We start from the raw sequence: 19,199 nt of genomic DNA, 5'->3' as shown, positions 1-19,199 counted from the left end.
TGCCGTAGCGGCGGACACCTTCGGCTCCACCTTTTCGGCGCCGCACCGGTGTGTACGCACGGGTGCGGCGCCGCTTCACGTTCCGGCTGCGGCTCCGGTTGCGGCTGCGGCTGCGGCGCCTCCGGAACTAGAAGAAGTCCGCCCACGGCTGGTCCCAGATCTGCTTCACGCACAGGACGACGAAGAGCAGGCCCGCGGTCGTCAGCAGGGCGTTGCTCAGGAGGCCGTTGCGCCACTCGGGCGGTGTGCGGGAGGAGTTGAGGAGCCAGACCAGGGTGAGGGCCAGGAAGGGGAGGAAGGCCGCGCCCAGGACTCCGTAGAGGATGATCAGGCGGAAGGGCTGGCCCTCGAAGAGCAGGACCATGGGCGGGAAGGTCAGCCAGAGGAGGTAGGCGCGGAACGGCCAGGACTTCTCGTGGGCGCCGGATGCCACCTCCTCGCCGGAGGCCGGGGTCGGGGCCGGGGTCGAGGCCGGGTGCGGGGGCGCGTCGGCGTTCGCGGTCTTCGCCGCGGCCCTGTCCTTGCGGAAGCGTTCCACGAAGTCCGCGAACATCAGGCTCACGCCGTGCCAGACGCCGATGAGCGAGGTGAAGGACGTGGCGAAGAAGCCGATGAGGAAGAACTTGGCGGTCGCCGTGCCGTACTCGTCCTCCAGGATGTCGCCGAGCTGGATCAGGCCCTTGTCGCCGCTCGCGATCGCGATGTTGGAGGAGTGCAGGATCTCCGCCCCCACGAAGAGCATGGCGACGACGAAGATGCCCGTGGTGATGTAGGCGACGCGGTTGTCGAGCCGCATCACCTTCATCCAGCCGGTGTTCGTCCAGCCCTTCGCGTTGACCCAGTAGCCGTACGCGGCGAGCGTGATCGTGCCGCCGACTCCGCCGATCAGACCGAGCGTGTTGAGGATCGAGTCCTTCTCGTCCGGCAGGACCGGCAGCAGGCCCGCGAACGCCTCGCCCAGGTGGGGGGTGACGCGGATCGCCAGATAGACCGTGACGACGAACATGACGCCCACCAGGACGGTCATGACCTTCTCGAAGACCGCGTACTTGTTGAACCAGACGAAGACCAGACCCACCAGGCCGGTCAGGATCGCCCACCACTTGAGGTCCATGACGTCCGGGAACAGCGCCTGCAGGGGCAGACCCGACGAGGACATGGCCGCCGCCCCGTAGACGAAGCCCCAGATCACGACGTACACGACGAAGAACCATGACGTCCAGCGGCCGAGGCTCGCCCAGCCGTCGAACAGCGTCCGGCCGGTGGACAGGTGCCAGCGGCCCGCCGCCTCGGCGAGGGAGATCTTGACGAGGCAGCCGATCACGGCGGCCCACAGAAGGGTGTAGCCGAAGTTCGAGCCCGCGATCAGGGTGGCGACGAGGTCGCCCGCGCCCACGCCGGTCGCGGCGACCACGATGCCGGGGCCGATGTACTTCCAACTGGATTTACGAGGGGCGGACCCCTCTTTTCCCGATGATCCTGGTGCCGCTGTTCCTCCCGGGGGCCCCGCCGTGCTGCCCGAGCCCCTGGTGTCCGCGTGTCCCGAGGTGTCCGCCATGCCGATCAAGAAAGCGTAAAGAGATGCGGGGCACAAGAGGGCGTGCGCCGATTCCCACCTGATGTGCACAGCGGGAACCGCCTGTTCGAAAGGTGGTCGAGGGGCGGTCGAAGGGTGGTCGAGGGGCGGTCGAGGGGCGGTCGAGGGGCGGTTCGGCGGTGGGAGGGGTTCGATTTCGGCCTGATTCCGGTATCGACTTCCGAGATGACCTTGACCCGGACATGCCATAGCTCCACGATGAGCGCCACACCGCACAGCCATCCCCCGCTCCAATCCCCACATTTCCGGTGATCCCGGATCTCATGGAGAAAACAGGAGGATCAATGCGTATTCGTGACAGACATAAGCGGCGCAGCGCTGCTCTCGCCACGCTCCTCGCTCTGGCTCTCGCGGCGCCCGTCGCCGCCATGACCGACGCGGGAGCCGCCCCCGGCAGGGCTCCCGCCTCCGACACGGACGAGATCCGCCAGTACGAGATCCATGTGCACGGCAGCACCTCCGCCGTTCGTACGGCGATCGCGCGGACCGGTGTGTCGATCGACGAGGCCGACGAGGAGACGGTCGTCGTCTCGGGTCGCGCGTCCCAGGCGAAGGAACTGCGGCGGCTGGGGTACGAGGTCGCCTCCCTCGGCGCCGCCCCGGACCGGTCCGGGGCGGCCGACGCCGACGTCGGCGTCCTCGACTTCCCCTCCGCCGACTCGCGCTATCACAACTACGCCGAGATGAACACGGAGATCAACCAGCGGCTGGCCGCCTACCCGGGCATCATGAGCAAGCGCGTGATCGGGAAGTCGTACCAGGGCCGGGACATCATCGCCGTCAAGATCAGCGACAACGTCGCCACCGACGAGTCCGAGCCCGAGGTGCTGTTCACCCACCACCAGCACGCGCGCGAGCACCTCACCGTGGAGATGGCGCTCTACCTGATGCGGGAGCTGGGTGCCGGGTACGGTTCGGACTCCCGCGTCACCAACATGGTGAACAACCGGGAGATCTGGATCGTGCCGGATCTGAATCCTGACGGCGGCGAGTACGACATCGCCACCGGTGCCTATCGGTCGTGGCGGAAGAATCGGCAGCCCAACAGTGGTGCTACCGCTGTGGGGACCGATCTGAACCGCAACTGGAACTACCGGTGGGGGTGCTGTGGCGGGTCCTCCGGGTCCACCTCGTCCGAGACCTACCGGGGTCCGGCGCCCGAGTCGGCTCCCGAGGTGAAGGTCGTCGCCGACTTCGTCCGCAGCCGGGTCGTCGGCGGTACCCAGCAGATCAAGGCCGGCGTGGACTTCCACACGTACAGCGAGCTGGTGCTCTGGCCCTTCGGGTACACCACCGCGGACACCGCGACCGGGATGACGGCGGACGACCGCAACGCGTTCGCCACGGTCGGGCAGAAGATGGCCGCGAGCAACGGCTATACGCCGGAGCAGTCGAGCGACCTCTACATCACGGACGGGTCGATCGACGACTATCTGTGGGGCAGCCAGAAGATCTTCGGCTACACCTTCGAGATGTATCCGTCGTCCAGTGGCGGGGGCGGATTCTATCCGCCCGACGAGGTCATCGAGCGGGAGACCTCGCGGAACCGGGACGCGGTGCTGCAGTTGCTGGAGAACGCCGACTGCATGTACCGGTCCATCGGGAAGGAAGCGCAGTACTGCGCCTGACTTGCGTCTGGCTTGCGTCTGACCTGCGGTCGAGTTTGGCGGAGCCGGGGTGTGGGGGACCGCGGGGGTGTTGTGGCTGGGTCCGCGGTTCCCCACATCCTTACGGGGCGCTCGGCTCCGGGGCTTCCTCGGTGTCCTCGAAGTAGGCGTCCAGGACGTCGTCCAGCTCCGTTTCCCAGCTCTTGAAGTCGGAGCGTGACTTCGCCTCGATCTCCAGGGGGTACCAGCGGCGGTCGGGCGTATGCACCGTGATGGTGAAACGCTTCCCGAAGCGCGGGGACTCCGTCTCCACCGCGCCGATCTCGTCCCAGCGGAACTCGGCCTCCTGGTCGTCCAGGGTCAGCCGTACGCCGCGGTGGTCGGCGACCACCTTCGCGCGGCGGTCGGATGCCTCGAAGACCGGGGCGCCTTCCGGGGCCTGGGCCTCCTCGGGCTCCTCGGGTTCGCCGTGCTCCTCGGGCTCCTCGGGTTCTTCATCCGAGGAGCCCTTGCCGGAAGGCCCGTTGTCGGGGGCCTCCGCGGCGGAAGGTTCGTGTTCCTCCTTCGTCGCCTTCGGTCCGGCGGTGCCGGGTTCGGTGGCGGCGGGCTCGGCGGGGCGCGGGCCCGTGATGCCGGGCACGGCCGCCGGGTCGACCGCGGCACCTTGCAGGGGCTGGATGTTGGGTCCTATGCGCTGCTCCACAGCGGGCAGTATGGTCGAAGATCCTGTGCCAGGAACAGTCGGACTCCGGTTCGTCCCGCTACATCGTTATATGAAGACGCTCAGCGTCGCCGCCATCGCGAAGCCCGCCACCGACAGCACCGTCTCCAGAACCGTCCATGACTTGAGGGTGTCGCGTTCGGAGATGCCGAAGTACTTGGCGACGATCCAGAAGCCGCCGTCGTTGACGTGCGAGGCGAAGATCGAGCCGGCCGAGATCGCCATGATGATCAGTGCCAGGTGTGCCTGGGAGAGGTCCTGGCCCTCGACCAGCGGGACCACGATGCCGGCTGTGGTGACGATGGCCACCGTTGCCGAGCCCTGGGCCACTCGCAGGACGACCGAGATCAAGTAGGCCAGCACGATGATCGGCAGGCCCACGTCGTTGAAGGTGTCCGCGAGTGCGTCCGCGATGCCCGAGCCCTTCAGTACGGCGCCGAAGACTCCGCCCGCGCCCACCACCAGCAGGATGTTGCCCACCGGCTTGAGGGACGAGGTGGAGACCGTCTCCAGGGACTTGCGGGACCAGCCCCGCCTGATGCCCAGCAGGTAGTACGCCATCAGCAGCGCGATCGTCAGCGCGACGAAGGGGTGCCCGAAGAACTCGATGACCGAGCGGAAGGTCGAGGGGTCCAGCGCGATGGAGGAGAACGTCGCCGCCAGGATCAGCAGCAGGGGTGTGCCGATGATGAGGAAGACGGTGGGGAGGGGGACCGGCTGCTCCGCGTAGTCCTCGGAGTTCGGGGTGGTTGCGAGGGGTGCGGAGCCCTTGCCGGTGCCCGTGTCGTCGGGCGCTCCTGTGGAGCGGGCTGCCGCTCGGCGTGCCGCGCGCTCCTCGGCCACCGCCGCCTTCGCTTCGTCCGCCGCCTCCAGCATGTCCTGCGGTACGGGGACGAAGAGGCGCTTGCCGATCCAGGCCGCGTACGCCCAGGCCGCGAGTACCGCCGGGATGCCTACGACGACGCCCATCAGGATGACCCAGCCGAGGTCCACCTTGAACAGTCCGGCGGCTGCCACCGGGCCGGGGTGCGGGGGCAGGAACGCGTGCGTCATCGACAGGCCCGCGAGCAGGGGCATGCAGTAGAGAAGGATCGACTTGCCCGAGCGCTTGGCCGCGGCGTAGACGATCGGTGCGAGGACGAAGATGCCCACGTCGAAGAAGACCGGGATGCCGAAGATGAGGCCGGTGAGGCCCATGGCGAGCGGGGCGCGCTTCTCGCCGAAGAGGTTCAGCAGGCGGGTCGAGAGTGCCTCGGCTCCGCCCGACACCTCCAGGATCGCGCCCAGCATCGTGCCGAGGCCGATGATGATCGCCACGTGGCCGAGGATGCCGCCCATGCCCGACTCGATCATCGAGACGGAGGCCGATCTCTGGACCGTGCCGAAGAGTTCCGTGACGGAGAGGCCGGCCGAGAGGCCGACGGCTATGGAGACCGCCAGCAGTGCGACGAACGGCTGGAGTCTGACCTTGATGATCAGGACCAGCAGAAGAATGATGCCGAGGGCCGCGACGGTCAGGAGTCCTGCCGTGCCGTCCAGGAGGAGGAGCAGGCCTCCTGTGTGGGGTGGGGTTTCTGCGGCTGGTGGGGCTGCTGCGAGGAGCGGTGTCATGGGGAGGGCCTCGTTTTCGGAGCATGCTGTTTTTGGGCAGGGGGTATCGCCGTACGTGGTGCGGGGTTTGTGGGGGGGGGGGTGGAGGGCCGGCGGGGTGGGGGCAAGCCCCTAGGCGGTCAGTACCGCCAGTGCGTCGATCTCGATGAGTAGGCCTGCGGGGAGGCCCACGTAGACCGTGGTGCGGGCCGCCGGCGGTGCGGTGAGGTTCTGCTCTTCGAAGTACGCGTTGTAGATGGCGTTCATCTCGGAGAAGTGGTCCACGTCCGTGAGGTAGACGCGGATCATCATCGCGTCGTCCCAGGAGGCGCCGCCCTCTTCGAGGATGGCCTTGACGTTGGCGAGCGTCTGGAGGGTCTGCTCGCGCAGGGTGGGGCCCGCGGGGGTCGGCGGCCGGCCCTCCACCGCGGGCAGGAAGCCGACCTGGCCCGCGACCTGGAGGATGTTCCCCTTCCTGACGCCGTGCGAGAACTTGGCGGGCGGGGTGGTGTGGGTCTTCGGGGTGAGGGCGGTCTTGTCGGTCATGAGCTGGGTTCCTTCGTCGGGTTCTTGCCTGAGTACTCGGCGCTGATGGCCTCCGCGGTGCGGCGGACCAGGGGGAGCAGTGTGAGGAGTTCTTCCGCGGTGACCACTACGTTCGGGGCGGAGACGGACATGGCTGCGACTACGCGTCCGTCGGTGCCCCGGATGGGGGCGGCTACGCAGTTGATGGACTCCTCGTGGCCTCCGAGGTCGGTGGCCCAGCCCTGTTCTCCGACCTTGTCCAGCTCCCGCAGGAAGGCGGGGGCGCTGGGGGTCGAACGGGACGTGTACATGGGGTAGTCGAGCTTCTCCGCGAAGGTGCGGCGCTCGGGGGTGGGGAGGTCGGCGAGGAGTAGTTTCGCCACGGCGGCCACGGTGATGGCTACCGGTTTGCCGATGCGGGAGTACATGCGGACCGGGTAGCGGCTGTCGACCTTGTCGATGTACAGGACTTCGCCGTCCTCGTGCACGGCCAGGTGGACCGTGTGGCCGCAGTTCTCGTTGAGGCGTACGAGATGGGGGTGGGCGATCTCGCGGACGTCGAGGTTCTCCACGGCCTCCTGGGCGAGCGCGAAGAGGCGGGCGCCCAGGCGGTAGCGCTGGTCGGACTGGCGGTATACCAGGCCGTGTTCGTGGAGGGTGCGCAGGAGCCGCAGGGCGGTGGATTTGTGGACGTCCAGGCGGTCGGCGACCTGTCCTAGGTCGGCGGGGCCCTCGGCGAGCAGCGGCAGGATGCTCAGCGCTCGGTCGACTGTCTGGCTCATGGGGTCGGTACCTCCTCCTGGGCCCGGTCTGCGGTGTTCGTCCAGCCGGGGCCGAGTCGAAGTCTCCCCCACGCTGTGTCGTCCAGGGCGGCGAGGCGGTCGGCGTGGTCGCGGGAGGGGGGTGCGCCCAGGTCTCCGGGGACGGTGAGGGCCGCGGCGGCCATGAGGTGGCCGTGGCGGAGGCGGTGTTCTGGGGGGAGGCCGCGGAGGGTCGCCGAGAGGAAGCCTGCCGCGAAGGCGTCGCCTGCGCCCACCGTCGCCACCACGTCCACCCTGAGGGCGGGGGCGGCGGTCACTGTGTCGCTCCCGGGGGTGGGGTGGGACGGGGACGTACCGGGGGGTGTCCGTCCTCGGTCCGGTGCGGAACAGGGGGCTTTGGAGGGGAGGGCGGTTGACGCACCGGCGCCTGCGGGCGAACACCCCCCGGTACGCCCCCTCGCTTCCGTACGCGGGTGCGTGGGGGGTGTCGATGACTCGAAGACCGTGGCGCCCTGGCTGCCGTTCTTGATCACCAGGACGTGGGGTTCCGGGAGGGCCTCGCGGATGGCTGTCGGGCCGCCTGTGATGCCCCAGGCCTCCTCGGCCTCGTCCTCGCCCACGAAGACCAGGTCCGCGCCTCGGGCCAGGGTGAGGAGGGTGTTGCCCGCCGTGGTCGCGTCCGGCCAGAGGCCTTCCCGGTAGTTGACATCGAAGGAGATCAGAGGGCGGCCGGTGGCGTGGTCCGGGTGGGGCGCCGTGAGGGTTGTCAGAAGTGACAGGCAGGTGGTGGAGAGGGCTGCCGTGATGCCGGAGAGGTGGAGGATCTCCGTTGAGTGGAGTGCTTCCAGGGCGACGGTGGTGGGGGACATCGCCGAGGCTGCGGAGCCCGTGCGGTAGTACGCCACCTCGTGGGCGTGAGTGGATCTGTCGCCGGCCGTGCGGAAGTAGATGCCTGTGGGGCGGGAGGGGTCCCGTTGTACGGCGGAGGTGTCCACGCCGTAGGACGCGATCGTCTCCAGGAGGTGGTCGCCGAAGCCGTCCGCGCCGACCCTGCTGACCCATCGCGTGGTGTGGCCCGCGGCTGCCAGTACGCATGCCACGTTGGATTCCGCGCCGCCGATCGCGCGCTCGAAGGACGGTACGTCGGCGAGGCGGCCTGGGCGGGAGGGCAGGAACGTGACCATGGACTCGCCGAGGGTGACGACCTCCGCTGCGGCCGGGGGGCGCTGGGCGTCGTCGCGTTCGGGCGGTCCGGTGCGGGTCACGGCGGTGGGGGCTCCTGTCTCTGCCGTGGGTCTGGGCGGCTCCGTTGACCCGGCGTTGGCCGAGATGTTAGACAGCAGTAAGCGCGATACGCAATGGTCGTTGCGGAGGATGCAATGGCTCTCTATGAGGGAGGCTTTATGGCCGCCGACTCCGGCTCTGCCCGCGGTACGGAACGTCTTGCCGCGCTCGCCGACGAGCCTGTCGACCATCGGTTCAAGGGCCTTCCGCCCGATGCCGAGGGGCTGACCGTCGGCGAGCTGGCCGCCGAGCGCCGCAATCTGTTCAGCGGTGGTTTCACCACGCCGCTGCTCGCCCTCTCCGCCGAGCGGCTTGAGCACAATCTGCGGCTCATGGAGACGTATGCGGAGCGTCATGGTCTTGTTTTCGCTCCGCACGGCAAGACGTCCATGGCTCCGCAGCTTTTCTGGCGGCAGATCGAGCACGGGGCTTGGGGCATCACGCTCGCCGTGCCGCATCAGGTGCGGGTGGCCCGCGCCTTCGGTGTCCAGCGTGTCTTTCTGGCCAATGAGCTGGTCGATGCGGCTGCCCTCGCCTGGGTCGCCGCGCAGCTCGCCGCCGACCCCGGTTTTCGGTTCGTGTGTTACGTCGACTCCGTGCGGGGTGTCGAGTTGATGGACGCCGCGTTGCGGGGGGTCTCCTCGCGTCCGGTGGACGTCGTCGTCGAGCTGGCGGCGGGTGAGGCTGCTCGGACCGGGGTGCGGACCGAGGCCGAGTGCGGGGTCGTCGCCGATGCCGTGGCCGGTGTGGAGACTCTTCGCCTGGTGGGGGTCGCGGGGTACGAGGGTGAGGTGCCGGACGCCGATCCCGAGCGGGTGCGGGCCTGGCTGCGGCGGCTCACCGCTCTGGCCGTGGACTTCGACAAGGCGGGGCGGTTCGCCGGGGGGCTGGACGAGATCGTGGTGAGCGCGGGGGGCAGTGCCTGGTTCGACGCGGTGGCCGACGTCTTCGCCGAGCTGCCCGAACTGTCGCTGCCCGCACTGAAGCTGCTGCGTTCGGGTGCCTACGTCTCGCATGATGACGGGCACTACCGGGAAGTGACGCCATTCGTGCGGGTTCCTGAGGAAGGGGCTCTGCAGCCTGCCTTCCGGCTCTGGGCGCAGGTCGTCTCCCGGCCCTCGGCCGAGCAGGCCTTCGCCAACGCCGGCAAGCGCGATGCCGCGTACGACCTGGATCTGCCCGTGGTGCAGGTGGTGCGGGGGGAGAAGGGAGAGGGTGGTGAGCGGCCGGCTGATGGCATCAGCGTTGCTTCTCTGTCCGACCAGCATGCTTGGATCCGTACGGCCGAGGGGGCTGAGTTGCAGGTCGGTGACTGGGTGGGCATGGGCCTCTCGCATCCCTGCACCTCGTTCGACAAGTGGCAGCTGATCCCTGTGGTGGAGCAGGACGGCACCGTCGTCGACTACGTCCGCACCTACTTCTAGGAGCTCGCCATGCTGGATCTCGTCATCCGTGACGTGGACGTCGTGGACGGCAGCGGAGGCCCGTCCTTCCGGGCCGACGTGGGTATCGAGGGCGGCCGGATCACGACCGTGGTGCAGGAGGCGGCTGCCGCTGGATGTCTGCGGCCCGTCGCTCGTCGGGTGGTGGATGCCGAGGGGCTTGTACTGGCTCCGGGCTTCATCGACATGCACGCCCATAGCGATCTCGCTCTGCTGCGGGACCCCGATCACAGCGCGAAGGTCGCCCAGGGGGTCACGCTGGAGGTCATCGGGCAGGACGGGCTGTCGTACGCCCCCGTGGACGACCGCACGCTCGCCGAGGTGCGCCGCGCGATCACCGGCTGGAACGGCGACGGGGAGGACATCGACTTCAGTTGGCGGTCGGTGGGTGAGTATCTGGATCGTCTGGACTTCGGGTTCGGGGGTGAGGGCATCGCCGTCAACGCCGCCTATCTGATTCCGCAGGGTGCTGTGCGGATGCTCGCCGTCGGCTGGGACGACCGGGAGGCGACGCCTGAAGAGCTGCGGCGGATGCGACAGTTGGTCGCCGACGGGATGCGTGAGGGCGCGGTCGGCATGTCGTCCGGGCTCACGTACACCCCCGGCATGTACGCCAAGGACGCCGAGCTGACCGAACTGTGCCGGGTGGTGGCCGAGTACGGCGGCTACTACTGCCCGCACCACCGCTCGTACGGCGCCGGCGCCCTGGAGGCGTACCGGGAGATGGTGGAACTGACGCGTGAGGCCGGGTGCTCACTCCATCTCGCGCACGCCACCATGAACTTCGGCGTCAACAAGGGGAAAGGGCCTGAGCTGTTGGTTCTCCTCGATGAGGCGCTGGCCGGGGGGGCGGACATCAGTCTCGACACGTACCCGTACACGCCTGGTTGTACGACTCTGGTGGCGATGCTGCCCAGTTGGGCGAGTGAGGGCGGGCCGGAGGCGATCCTCACCCGGCTGAGGGACGACGGGGACGGAGGGGCGGCCGAGCGGATTCGGCACCACATGGAGGTGGTGGGCTCGGACGGGTGTCATGGCGTGCCCATCGAATGGGACACCATCGAGATCTCCGGTGTCGCCGATCCGGCGCTCGGGTCCTATGTGGGGCGGACGGTCCAGGAGTCCGCGGACGCGCGTGGCGAGGCGCCTTGGACCACCGCGCGTCGGCTGCTGCTCGACGACGGTCTCGGATCGACGATCCTGCAGCACGTGGGGCACGAGGAGAACGTGCGGACGATCATGCGGCACCGTGTTCACACCGGTGGCTCGGACGGCATTCTGCGCGGGGAAAAGCCGCATCCGCGGGCGTACGGCACGTTCCCGCAGTACCTCGGGCGGTATGTGCGGGAGTTGGGTGTTCTGAGTCTGGAGGAGTGTGTCGCCCATCTGACGTCGCGTCCGGCGGCGCGGCTGCGGCTGGCCGACCGCGGGCTGGTGCGGGAGGGGTACCGGGCGGATCTGGTTCTCTTCGACCCCGAGACGGTCGCCGCGGGGTCGACCTTCGACGCGCCGCGTACGCTGCCGACCGGCATCCCGCATGTCCTGATCGACGGGCGGTTCGTCGTCGAGGACGGGCGGCGGACGGATGTGCTGGCGGGGCGGGCGGTCCGCCGGACCACTGGCTGACCGCCCGCCGGCCGACTGGTTACGGCTTGGGCAGGGTGCAGCCGCCGGCGTTCAGGTCGAGCTTGCTGTCGAGGCCGAAGCAGGCGGGTATCTGATAGGTCTCCTGGCCGTAGTTGATGCCCGCGCGGACGGTGACGGTGCCGTTCTCGTCCACCTCGCACGGGTTGTTGTCGGTGCAGCGTCCGCCGTCCTCGTTGCCCGTGTTGTTGACGGCGACGACGTTGCCGGTGGCGTTGTCGATCACGGGCGAGCCCGACGTACCGCCGATGGTCTGGCAGGCGGAGGTGTAGCGGACCGAGTCCTTCCAGGTCCAGGCGCCCTCCTTGAGTCGGTAGGCGAAGCCGTCGACGTTGCAGGCGTACGTGCGCTTCCAGTAGCCGGAGACGACCGTGATCGCGGTGCCGGCGACCGGGTGCGTGTCGTTGAGTGTCAGCGGGCTGATGCCGTACGCGGTCCTGATCGCCCCGTAGGTGGTGGTGAGCTGGTAGAGCGAGACGTCCGTGTCGGTCATGGTGGCGTATGCGATCTTGCTGGCGCGCAGGGTGGCGACGCGGGTGCCTGCGGAGTTCAGCAGGCCGAAGGTGCGGGTGGAGGCCTGGTCGACGATGACCTCGCCGGCCGCGGGGAAACCGGTCTCCAGGCAGTGGCCGTTCGACATCACCAGCGCCGGGTCGTCGTCCTCGGAGTCGGGGAAGCGCATGACGGAGCCGGAGCAGTTGCTGAGCGAGACCGTGCCGGCGAAGGTGACGGCCTGGATGGCCGCGGGTGCGCTGGTGGCGGTCTTCGTCTCCGTGGCGGCCACCGCCGGTGCTGCCAGGCCCGTCCCCGCGATCATCAGGGCGCCGAGCGCGGCAAGGAGAGGCTTTTTCATGTGGGGGGTCCCCTCTTGTGACGTGAGCGACCGAAGATCTTCCGGCCACTTCCCGTTTTTGTCATGCGCATTCTTAGTCCCCTCCCGCACCCCGACAAGAACCCATTTCCAGCCGCGAGCACTCATCTCCCGCCGCACGACGAACGAACACCGACAGCGGCGGGGCGCGGGTGCGGGGTGCGGGGCGGGGGGCGCGGGTGCGGCGCGCGGGGCACGGAGTGCGAGGCGCGGGTGCGGCGCGCGGGGCACGGAGTGCGGGGTCCGGAGTGCACATGTCTGCGGCCGAGTGGGGGTCGCCCGCGCAGTTCCCCGCGCCCCTGACCGAGCCGGCCCTTAGGGGCGCGAGGAACTGCGCGGCCAACCCTCACCGCCCCGCACGCACACCACACCCCCCACCGACACCCCCCCAGGGGCGCGGGGAACCGCGCGGCCAACCCCCACCGCCCCGCACGCACACCACACCCCCCGAGACAGACGTCTCACGTGGCGGAAACACGGCGCGACAACCCCTACTCGCCCGTAAGCTCACGAACATGCAGGTGATCCAGTCGACCAAGCTCGCCAACGTCTGTTACGAGATCCGGGGCCCGGTCCTTGAGGAGGCGATGCGGCTGGAAGCGGCCGGCCACCGCATCCTCAAGCTGAACACCGGAAACCCCGCAGCGTTCGGCTTCGAGTGCCCGCCGGAGATCCTGGAGGACATCCTCCGCAACGTCTCGTCGGCGCACGGCTACGGCGACGCGAAGGGTCTGCTCGCGGCCCGCCGCGCCGTGGTCATGCACAACCAGACCCTCGGCATAGAGACGGACGTCGAGCACGTCTTCATCGGCAACGGCGTGTCCGAGCTGATCGTGATGGCGATGCAGGGCCTGCTGGACGACGGCGACGAGGTCCTCGTACCCGCGCCGGACTACCCCTTGTGGACCGCCGCCGTCTCCCTCTCCGGCGGCACCGCCGTCCACTACCGCTGCGACGAGCAGTCCGACTGGATGCCCGATCTCGCCGACGTGGAGCGGAAGGTCACCGACCGCACCAAGGCGATCGTGATCATCAACCCGAACAACCCGACGGGCGCGGTCTACGACGAGGCGATGCTGCGCGGGCTCACCGACATCGCCCGCCGCCACAACCTGCTGGTCTGCTCGGACGAGATCTACGACAAGATCCTGTACGACGAGGCCGTGCACACCCCGACCGCCAAGGTCGCCCCCGACCTGCTCACCCTCACGTTCAACGGCATGTCGAAGGCGTACCGCGTGGCCGGGTACCGGGTGGGCTGGATGGCGATCTCCGGGCCGCGGGCGCACGCCGACTCGTACATCGAGGGGCTGACGATCCTCGCCAACATGCGGCTCTGCGCGAACATGCCGGGTCAGCACGGTGTCGTCGCCGCTCTGAGTGGCCGGCAGACCATCAACGACCTCGTTCTGCCCGGCGGGCGGCTGCGCGAGCAGCGGGACGTGGCACACAGGCTGCTGACCCAGATCCCGGGTGTGACCTGCGTGAAACCCAGGGGCGCGCTCTACCTCTTCCCGCGCCTCGATCCGAAGGTCTACAAGATCAAGGACGACCGGCGGATGGTGCTCGACCTGCTGCGCACCGAGAAGATCATGGTCGTGCAGGGAACGGGCTTCAACTGGCCGGAACCCGACCACTTCCGGGTCGTCACCCTGCCGACCGCCCGGGATCTGACGGACGCGGTGACCCGGATCGGCAACTTCCTGGACGGGTACGGGCAGAGCTGACGGGCGAAACCGACGGGCAGAACTGACGCCTGGTCACCGTGCGTGGTCAGGCGGCTCCGCTTTCGGAGTCTGCTCAACTTTAGACGAAATCTAAGCTAGGATGGTTTCCTGTCAGAGCACAGGAGGCCATCTCCCATGTACGAACCGATCCGCACCAAGTCGGTCCACACGATGGCCGGCACCGCCGACTTTCCCCATCGGTCGCGCGAGGAAGAGCTGGACATCCAGCTCGCCGGTCATCTGGCGGCACTGCTCGCGGTCACGGACGAGCTCCGCGCCCTCGAACCGTCCACCTCCGCCGAGCTCGATGTCGCCGCGGAACGGTTGGCCGACCGGGTGACCCGGCTGCGCGGGGGGCGTCCGCCCGTCCGTGCGGCTGTCGCGTCCGCCACCGGTGGAGGCCGTGGGCCGCTGTCCGTCGGACTGCATCAGCGGGCACATGCCCTGGCGGGGCGCGCCCTTGTTGTCGCCGCCTCCCGGGCGGACACGGCGGGGGCGATTCTCGCCGCCGAGCGGATGGATGCGCACGCGGCTGCCGTCGCCGTCGCGGAGCCTGCGCTCACCGCTCGCTGAGCCACTCCCCCTGATCGGCCCCGGTCCGCGCGCACCCGCAGCGACGTGCGGACCGGGTGCCATGCATGTGTGAAGGGTCGCACCCTGAGGGTGCGACCCTTCTTTTCGCTGCGTGCGCGTCCGTCGGTTCAGGTCTGCGGCCGGTGAGGGCTTGTCGCGCGGTTCCCCGCGCCCCTGGAAAGCGGGGCTGCCCCTGCTGTCTTTCAGCCCGTCCGGCGTTTGAGGACCGGGGGTCCGCGGGGACTTCGGGAAGTTGCGGGCCCACCTCGCGGACGTCGAGCTGCCGCCCGCCGCCGGACGGCTCACCGAGCTGACCAGGGCCGGTCGGCCACAAGGGTCGGCCAGAGGGGTGGGCTCAGCCGGGGCCGAACTCCGCGAGCGCCCGGCCCACGATCGCCTCCAGTTGCTCGTGGTGCGCGCCCCGCCAGTACGCGCGACCACACCCCTCGCACCTCGCGAACACGTCGTACGACCGCCGCGTACCCCCTCGAAGCTGCTCGGCGACCTCGTCCTTCGAGGCCTCCGCGAGCAGTCCGTTGCATGCGGTGCAACGGCTCCAGGGCCGCAGTGCGGGTGCGAAACGGCCGAGTACGTCCCGTAGTTGCTCGTCCGGTCGGGTGCTGTACACGAATCCCCCGGCCCACAGCTCCCGGCGCCGCAGCAGGCCCCGGTCCCGGCTGAGCATCACCCGCCGCTCGGCCGCGGATCTCGCCGCGAGCGCCGGATCGCCGATGTCCAGTGACTCGTACGCGGTGTCGACACCGAGGAGCCGCAGCCTGCGCGCCAGCGTGCCGAGGTGGACGTCGAGCAGGAACCGCAGCGGAGCGCCCGGCACCGGCTGGGGGCGCTCGACCGCGCGCACCTCCACGGAGTCGGCCGGCGCCGGCGGATGCGAGACGGGCACCGGGCGGCCGTTCACCACGAGTTCCCCGACCTCGGTCAGCGGGACGCCGAGCGACTCGACGACATGGCCCAGCGTGGAGGAGCCGTCGGTGGCGACCGGCGTGGCCCCCGACCGGCGTCCGTGCGGGACGAACACGTGCAGTCGGGGGGCGAATTCGACGTGGATCTCCGGTCCGTTCACCGGCTCAGGATGACATGCGGGACGGGCCCGTGGCCTCAGGGTTTCCCCGGAGCGAGCCCTTGTTCCAGGACGTCCAGGGCCCGGTCGACGAGGACAGCGAGGTCGTCCTCGTGCCCGTGCTCGGCCCAGTACAGGGCCGCCTCCGTCAGACCGCCCACCAGGGACATCGCGAAGACGCGCACCTCCAGGCCGTCGGGTGCCCGGCCGGTGCGCTCGCCGATGACCTGGCAGAGCAGCCGACCGGTGCCGGCCATGCTACCCATCATCCGCGCACGCACGGCGGGCACCTCGACCATCAGCCGGGTCCGCAGCCTGGTCACCTCCGGTTCCTCCGAGGCGGAGGGCAAGTCCGAGGCCGGGGCCAGGTTCGGGGCGCCGAGGCCGATGCCCGCCCTGCACACGTGGCGGAGGGAGTCGAGCAACGGTTCGTCCGCCGGGCGGGCGCGCAGCTGTGCCACCAGGATCGGGGCGTACTCGTCCGTGAGGACGATGTCCTCCTTGGCCGGGAAGTAGCGGAGGACCGTGGACGGCGACACCTCGGCCCGCTCGGCGATCTGCTCGATCGTCGTCGCGTCGTACCCCTGCTCGCGGATCAGCCGGTACGTCGCGTCACGGATGGCCGTGCGCGTCTTGGTCTTCTTGCGCTCACGGAGTCCCGGCCGGGGGTGGGCGGCGGAGGCAGCGGGAGGCGGAGTACGTGCGGCCGTCATGGCGGTCATTGTCGGCCATCGGCCGGGGCCGTGTCCGGTCCCGGCCGCCGCGGAGAGCTGCCGTGGCTGTCCGTACTGGCTGTCCGTACTGGCTACCCGTACTGCTACCCGTACTGGTAGGCCACCATCGAGATGCCGATGTAGTGCGCGATGAACGCCGCGAGGGTGAGTGAGTGGAAGACCTCGTGGAAGCCGAACCAGCGCGGTGACGGGTTGGGGCGCTTGAGCGCGTAGATCACTCCGCCGGCGCTGTAGAGGAGCCCGCCCACGATCACCAGGACCAGGACGGCGATGCCTCCGGCCCGCATGAAGTCGGGGAGGAAGAAGACGGCGGCCCAGCCCATCGCGATGTAACAGGGGGTGTAGAGCCAGCGCGGGGCGCCGATCCAGAAGACCCGGAAGGCGATGCCCGCGATCGCCGCGCCCCAGATGCCCCACAGCAGCCACTTCCCCTTGCTCTCCGGGAGCAGCAGCATCGTCAGCGGTGTGTACGAGCCCGCGATGATCAGGAAGATGTTCGCGTGGTCGAGTCTGCGCAGCACACCGTCCATACGCGGACTCCACGTGCCGCGGTGGTAGATCGCGCTGACCCCGAACAGCAGGCAGGCCGTCAGGACGAAGATCGCGCAGGCCGCACGGGCGCGGGTCGAGCCGGCGAGGGCTGTCAGGACCAGGCCGGAGACGAGCACCGCCGGGAACATTCCGGCGTGCAGCCAGCCGCGCAGTCTTGGTTTGACGGGGTGCGGCAGGGAGAGCGCTTCGGCGACACGGTCGACGACCGGCGATTCCGCTGAGGCGTCGGGGCTGGGCGCAGTCATACGATCCATCGTACCTACGGAACCGTAAGTTACGTATCAGCCGACCGTCAGGAATGCGCCTAGTGGCCAGGGTCTCACGCGGATGCCGGACCGAAGTGCCAGGTGAGCCGGGAAAGGATTTCTTACGCGTACGGCGGCACGTGGCGATGCTCACGCTGCTCAGATGTACGGCCCTCTGGACATATGCGCGGAGCCGTCGGATGATCAAATGAGTGCGGTCGGCACCGGATGAGCGCCGGGAAGATCGATATCCACCGAAAAGATCGAAAAAAGTCCCTGAAGATCGGTGACGATCGATGACGATCGGTGAGTATCGATCACGTGAAGCATCCGGGTCGCGGCCCCCACGGGGCACAAAAAACAAAAACCCCTCATCTAGGAGCGATCGTGGCGCGCGACATCGCGGCTCCCTCTTCCGACACCGTCCCCACCAACCATCAGGAACTGATCTCGTGGGTCAACGAGATCGCCGAACTGACGCAACCGGACAGTGTGGTCTGGTGTGACGGCTCAGAGGCCGAATACGAGCGACTGAGCGAGGAGCTCGTCCGCAAGGGCACCTTCAAGAAGCTCGACCCGATCAAGCGCCCGAACTCCTACTACGCCGCCTCAGACCCGACCGATGTCGCCCGGGTCGAGGACCGGACGTTCATCTGCTCCGAGGACGAGGCGGACGCGGGCCCGACCAACCACTGGAAGGACCCCGCCGAGATGCGGGAGGTCTTCCAGGGCAAGGAGGGCAACGGGGGGATCTTCCGTGGCTCGATGCGCGGCCGGACGATGTACGTCGTCCCGTTCTGCATGGGCCCGCTCGGCTCCGACCTCTCCGCCATCGGGGTCGAGATCACCGACTCCGCGTACGTCGCCGTTTCGATGCGCACCATGACCCGGATGGGTCAGCCGGTCCTGGACGAACTCGGCTCCGACGGGTTCTTCGTGCGTGCTGTGCACACGCTCGGGGCGCCGCTGGAGGAGGGCGAGGCGGATGTGCCGTGGCCCTGCAACTCCACGAAGTACATCTCCCACTTCCCGGAGACCCGCGAGATCTGGTCGTACGGCTCCGGGTACGGCGGCAACGCGCTGCTCGGCAAGAAGTGCTACGCGCTGCGCATCGCCTCCGTCATGGCCCGTGACGAGGGCTGGCTGGCCGAGCACATGCTCATCCTGAAACTCACGCCTCCGCAGGGGGAGTCGAAGTACGTGGCCGCCGCGTTCCCGAGCGCCTGCGGCAAGACGAACCTCGCGATGCTGGAGCCGACGGTCCGCGGCTGGACCGTCGAGACCATCGGCGACGACATCGCCTGGATGCGCTTCGGCGAGGACGGGCGTCTGTACGCCATCAACCCCGAGGCCGGTTTCTTCGGCGTCGCGCCCGGCACCGGTGAGCACACCAACGCCAACGCGATGAAGACGCTGTGGGGCAACTCCGTCTTCACCAACGTCGCCCTGACCGACGACAACGACATCTGGTGGGAGGGCATGACGGAGGAGACTCCGGCCCACCTGACGGACTGGAAGGGCAACGACTGGACCCCCGAGTCCGGAGTGCCCGCCGCGCACCCCAACGCCCGCTTCACCGTGCCCGCCGCGCAGTGCCCGATCATCGCGCCCGAGTGGGAGGACCCGCGGGGCGTGCCGATCTCGGCGATCCTCTTCGGTGGGCGCCGGGCCACGGCCGTTCCGCTGGTGACGGAGTCCTTCGACTGGAACCACGGTGTGTTCCTCGGGGCGAACGTCGCCTCCGAGAAGACCGCCGCCGCCGAGGGCAAGGTCGGTGAGCTGCGCCGCGACCCGTTCGCCATGCTGCCGTTCTGCGGCTACAACATGGGCGACTACATGGGCCACTGGGTCGATGTCGCCAAGGGCAGGGACCAGGCGAAGCTCCCGAAGATCTACTACGTCAACTGGTTCCGGAAGAACGACGAGGGCAAGTTCGTGTGGCCCGGCTTCGGCGAGAACAGCCGGGTCCTGAAGTGGATCGTGGACCGGCTCGGCGGGCGGGCCGAGGGTGTCGAGACGCCGATCGGGGTGCTGCCGGCGAAGGGCGCGCTCGACACGGAGGGTCTCGACCTCTCCGAGTCCGACCTCGACTTCCTGCTCACGGTCGACAAGGAGGTCTGGCGCGAGGAGGCCGCGCTGGTGCCGGAGCACTTGAACACGTTCGGTGAGCACACGCCGGTGGAGCTCTGGGACGAGTACCGGGCGCTGGTGAAGCGCCTGGGCTGAGGCCCGCCGTTTGTCAGCG

General features: G+C 69.0%; 16 protein-coding genes. 6 read left to right on the top strand and 10 right to left on the bottom strand.

Annotated features, from left to right (window positions below; translation table 11 throughout):
• Positions 1 to 127: 127 nt before the first annotated feature.
• Positions 128 to 1,558 carry an Nramp family divalent metal transporter gene (locus ACIOKD_RS05510; RefSeq protein WP_402078520.1) on the bottom strand — a complete coding sequence of 477 codons (1,431 nt, stop codon included), beginning with the start codon at positions 1,556 to 1,558 and terminating at the stop codon, positions 128 to 130.
• Between the two features lie 323 nt (positions 1,559 to 1,881).
• Here ACIOKD_RS05510 and ACIOKD_RS05505 point away from each other — a divergent pair, with 323 nt between their 5' ends.
• On the top strand, positions 1,882 to 3,225 hold the full coding sequence (locus ACIOKD_RS05505) for a M14 family metallopeptidase (RefSeq protein ID WP_402078517.1): 1,344 nt from the start codon (positions 1,882 to 1,884) through the stop codon (positions 3,223 to 3,225).
• A 100-nt stretch (positions 3,226 to 3,325) separates the two neighbouring features.
• Here ACIOKD_RS05505 and ACIOKD_RS05500 read toward each other — a convergent pair whose 3' ends face one another.
• The 5 genes from ACIOKD_RS05500 to ACIOKD_RS05480 all read right to left on the bottom strand — a co-directional run bounded on the left by ACIOKD_RS05500 (position 3,326) and on the right by ACIOKD_RS05480 (position 7,985).
• Positions 3,326 to 3,907, bottom strand: coding sequence for a hypothetical protein (locus ACIOKD_RS05500; protein ID WP_402078515.1), 582 nt, complete (start codon positions 3,905 to 3,907; stop codon positions 3,326 to 3,328).
• 66 nt (positions 3,908 to 3,973) lie between these two features.
• Positions 3,974 to 5,536, bottom strand: a complete 1,563-nt coding sequence (locus ACIOKD_RS05495) for a GntP family permease (protein ID WP_402078513.1) — start codon at positions 5,534 to 5,536, stop codon at positions 3,974 to 3,976.
• A 111-nt stretch (positions 5,537 to 5,647) separates the two neighbouring features.
• A complete protein-coding gene (locus tag ACIOKD_RS05490) occupies positions 5,648 to 6,061 on the bottom strand; it encodes a RidA family protein (RefSeq protein ID WP_402078510.1) in 414 nt (137 codons plus the stop codon).
• Entirely contained in the window at positions 6,058 to 6,822 is a 765-nt protein-coding gene (locus tag ACIOKD_RS05485; protein ID WP_402078507.1) for an IclR family transcriptional regulator, read from the bottom strand. Before ACIOKD_RS05485 ends, ACIOKD_RS05490 begins: the two co-directional genes overlap by 4 nt.
• Positions 6,819 to 7,985 carry a sugar kinase gene (locus ACIOKD_RS05480; protein ID WP_402079212.1) on the bottom strand — a complete coding sequence of 389 codons (1,167 nt, stop codon included), beginning with the start codon at positions 7,983 to 7,985 and terminating at the stop codon, positions 6,819 to 6,821. Before ACIOKD_RS05480 ends, ACIOKD_RS05485 begins: the two co-directional genes overlap by 4 nt.
• A 219-nt stretch (positions 7,986 to 8,204) precedes the next feature.
• Between ACIOKD_RS05480 and ACIOKD_RS05475 the strand changes: the two genes are divergently transcribed.
• Together ACIOKD_RS05475 and ACIOKD_RS05470 are read left to right on the top strand one after the other, a co-directional pair.
• Entirely contained in the window at positions 8,205 to 9,509 is a 1,305-nt protein-coding gene (locus ACIOKD_RS05475; RefSeq protein ID WP_402078503.1) for an alanine racemase, read from the top strand.
• 9 nt (positions 9,510 to 9,518) lie between these two features.
• The gene (locus tag ACIOKD_RS05470) at positions 9,519 to 11,153 is read left to right on the top strand and encodes an amidohydrolase family protein (protein ID WP_402078500.1); all 1,635 of its coding nucleotides are present in this window, start codon (positions 9,519 to 9,521) and stop codon (positions 11,151 to 11,153) included.
• Between the two features lie 19 nt (positions 11,154 to 11,172).
• On the opposite strand, the gene ACIOKD_RS05465 is transcribed toward ACIOKD_RS05470, so the two are convergent.
• Positions 11,173 to 12,024, bottom strand: coding sequence for a serine protease (locus ACIOKD_RS05465; protein ID WP_402078497.1), 852 nt, complete (start codon positions 12,022 to 12,024; stop codon positions 11,173 to 11,175).
• 533 nt (positions 12,025 to 12,557) lie between these two features.
• Here ACIOKD_RS05465 and ACIOKD_RS05460 point away from each other — a divergent pair.
• Together ACIOKD_RS05460 and ACIOKD_RS05455 are read left to right on the top strand one after the other, a co-directional pair.
• Positions 12,558 to 13,769 (top strand): pyridoxal phosphate-dependent aminotransferase, encoded by a 1,212-nt coding sequence (locus ACIOKD_RS05460; RefSeq protein WP_402078495.1) that lies wholly within the window; start codon positions 12,558 to 12,560, stop codon positions 13,767 to 13,769.
• A gap of 135 nt (positions 13,770 to 13,904) precedes the next feature.
• Positions 13,905 to 14,342 (top strand): hypothetical protein, encoded by a 438-nt coding sequence (locus ACIOKD_RS05455; protein ID WP_402078492.1) that lies wholly within the window; start codon positions 13,905 to 13,907, stop codon positions 14,340 to 14,342.
• Positions 14,343 to 14,697: 355 nt separating this feature from the next.
• Here ACIOKD_RS05455 and ACIOKD_RS05450 read toward each other — a convergent pair whose 3' ends face one another.
• The 3 genes from ACIOKD_RS05450 to ACIOKD_RS05440 all read right to left on the bottom strand — a co-directional run bounded on the left by ACIOKD_RS05450 (position 14,698) and on the right by ACIOKD_RS05440 (position 16,954).
• Positions 14,698 to 15,426, bottom strand: coding sequence for a Mut7-C RNAse domain-containing protein (locus tag ACIOKD_RS05450; RefSeq protein ID WP_402078489.1), 729 nt, complete (start codon positions 15,424 to 15,426; stop codon positions 14,698 to 14,700).
• A gap of 35 nt (positions 15,427 to 15,461) precedes the next feature.
• The gene (locus tag ACIOKD_RS05445) at positions 15,462 to 16,136 is read right to left on the bottom strand and encodes a TetR/AcrR family transcriptional regulator (RefSeq protein WP_402078486.1); all 675 of its coding nucleotides are present in this window, start codon (positions 16,134 to 16,136) and stop codon (positions 15,462 to 15,464) included.
• Between the two features lie 104 nt (positions 16,137 to 16,240).
• Positions 16,241 to 16,954: a hemolysin III family protein gene (locus ACIOKD_RS05440; RefSeq protein ID WP_402078483.1), complete on the bottom strand. Its 714-nt coding sequence runs from the start codon at positions 16,952 to 16,954 to the stop codon at positions 16,241 to 16,243.
• Positions 16,955 to 17,341: 387 nt separating this feature from the next.
• On the opposite strand from ACIOKD_RS05440, the gene ACIOKD_RS05435 reads away from it, so the two are divergent.
• Complete coding sequence (locus ACIOKD_RS05435) at positions 17,342 to 19,180, top strand: phosphoenolpyruvate carboxykinase (GTP) (RefSeq protein ID WP_402078481.1); 1,839 nt, start codon at positions 17,342 to 17,344, stop codon at positions 19,178 to 19,180.
• Positions 19,181 to 19,199 lie beyond the last annotated feature (19 nt).

It is taken from the genome of Streptomyces sp. NPDC087844 (assembly GCF_044742785.1).
In the GTDB taxonomy this organism is placed as follows: Bacteria; Actinomycetota; Actinomycetes; order Streptomycetales; family Streptomycetaceae; genus Streptomyces.
Note: the sequence above shows the minus strand (reverse complement) of the source record. Positions and strands in the feature narration are given on the sequence as shown.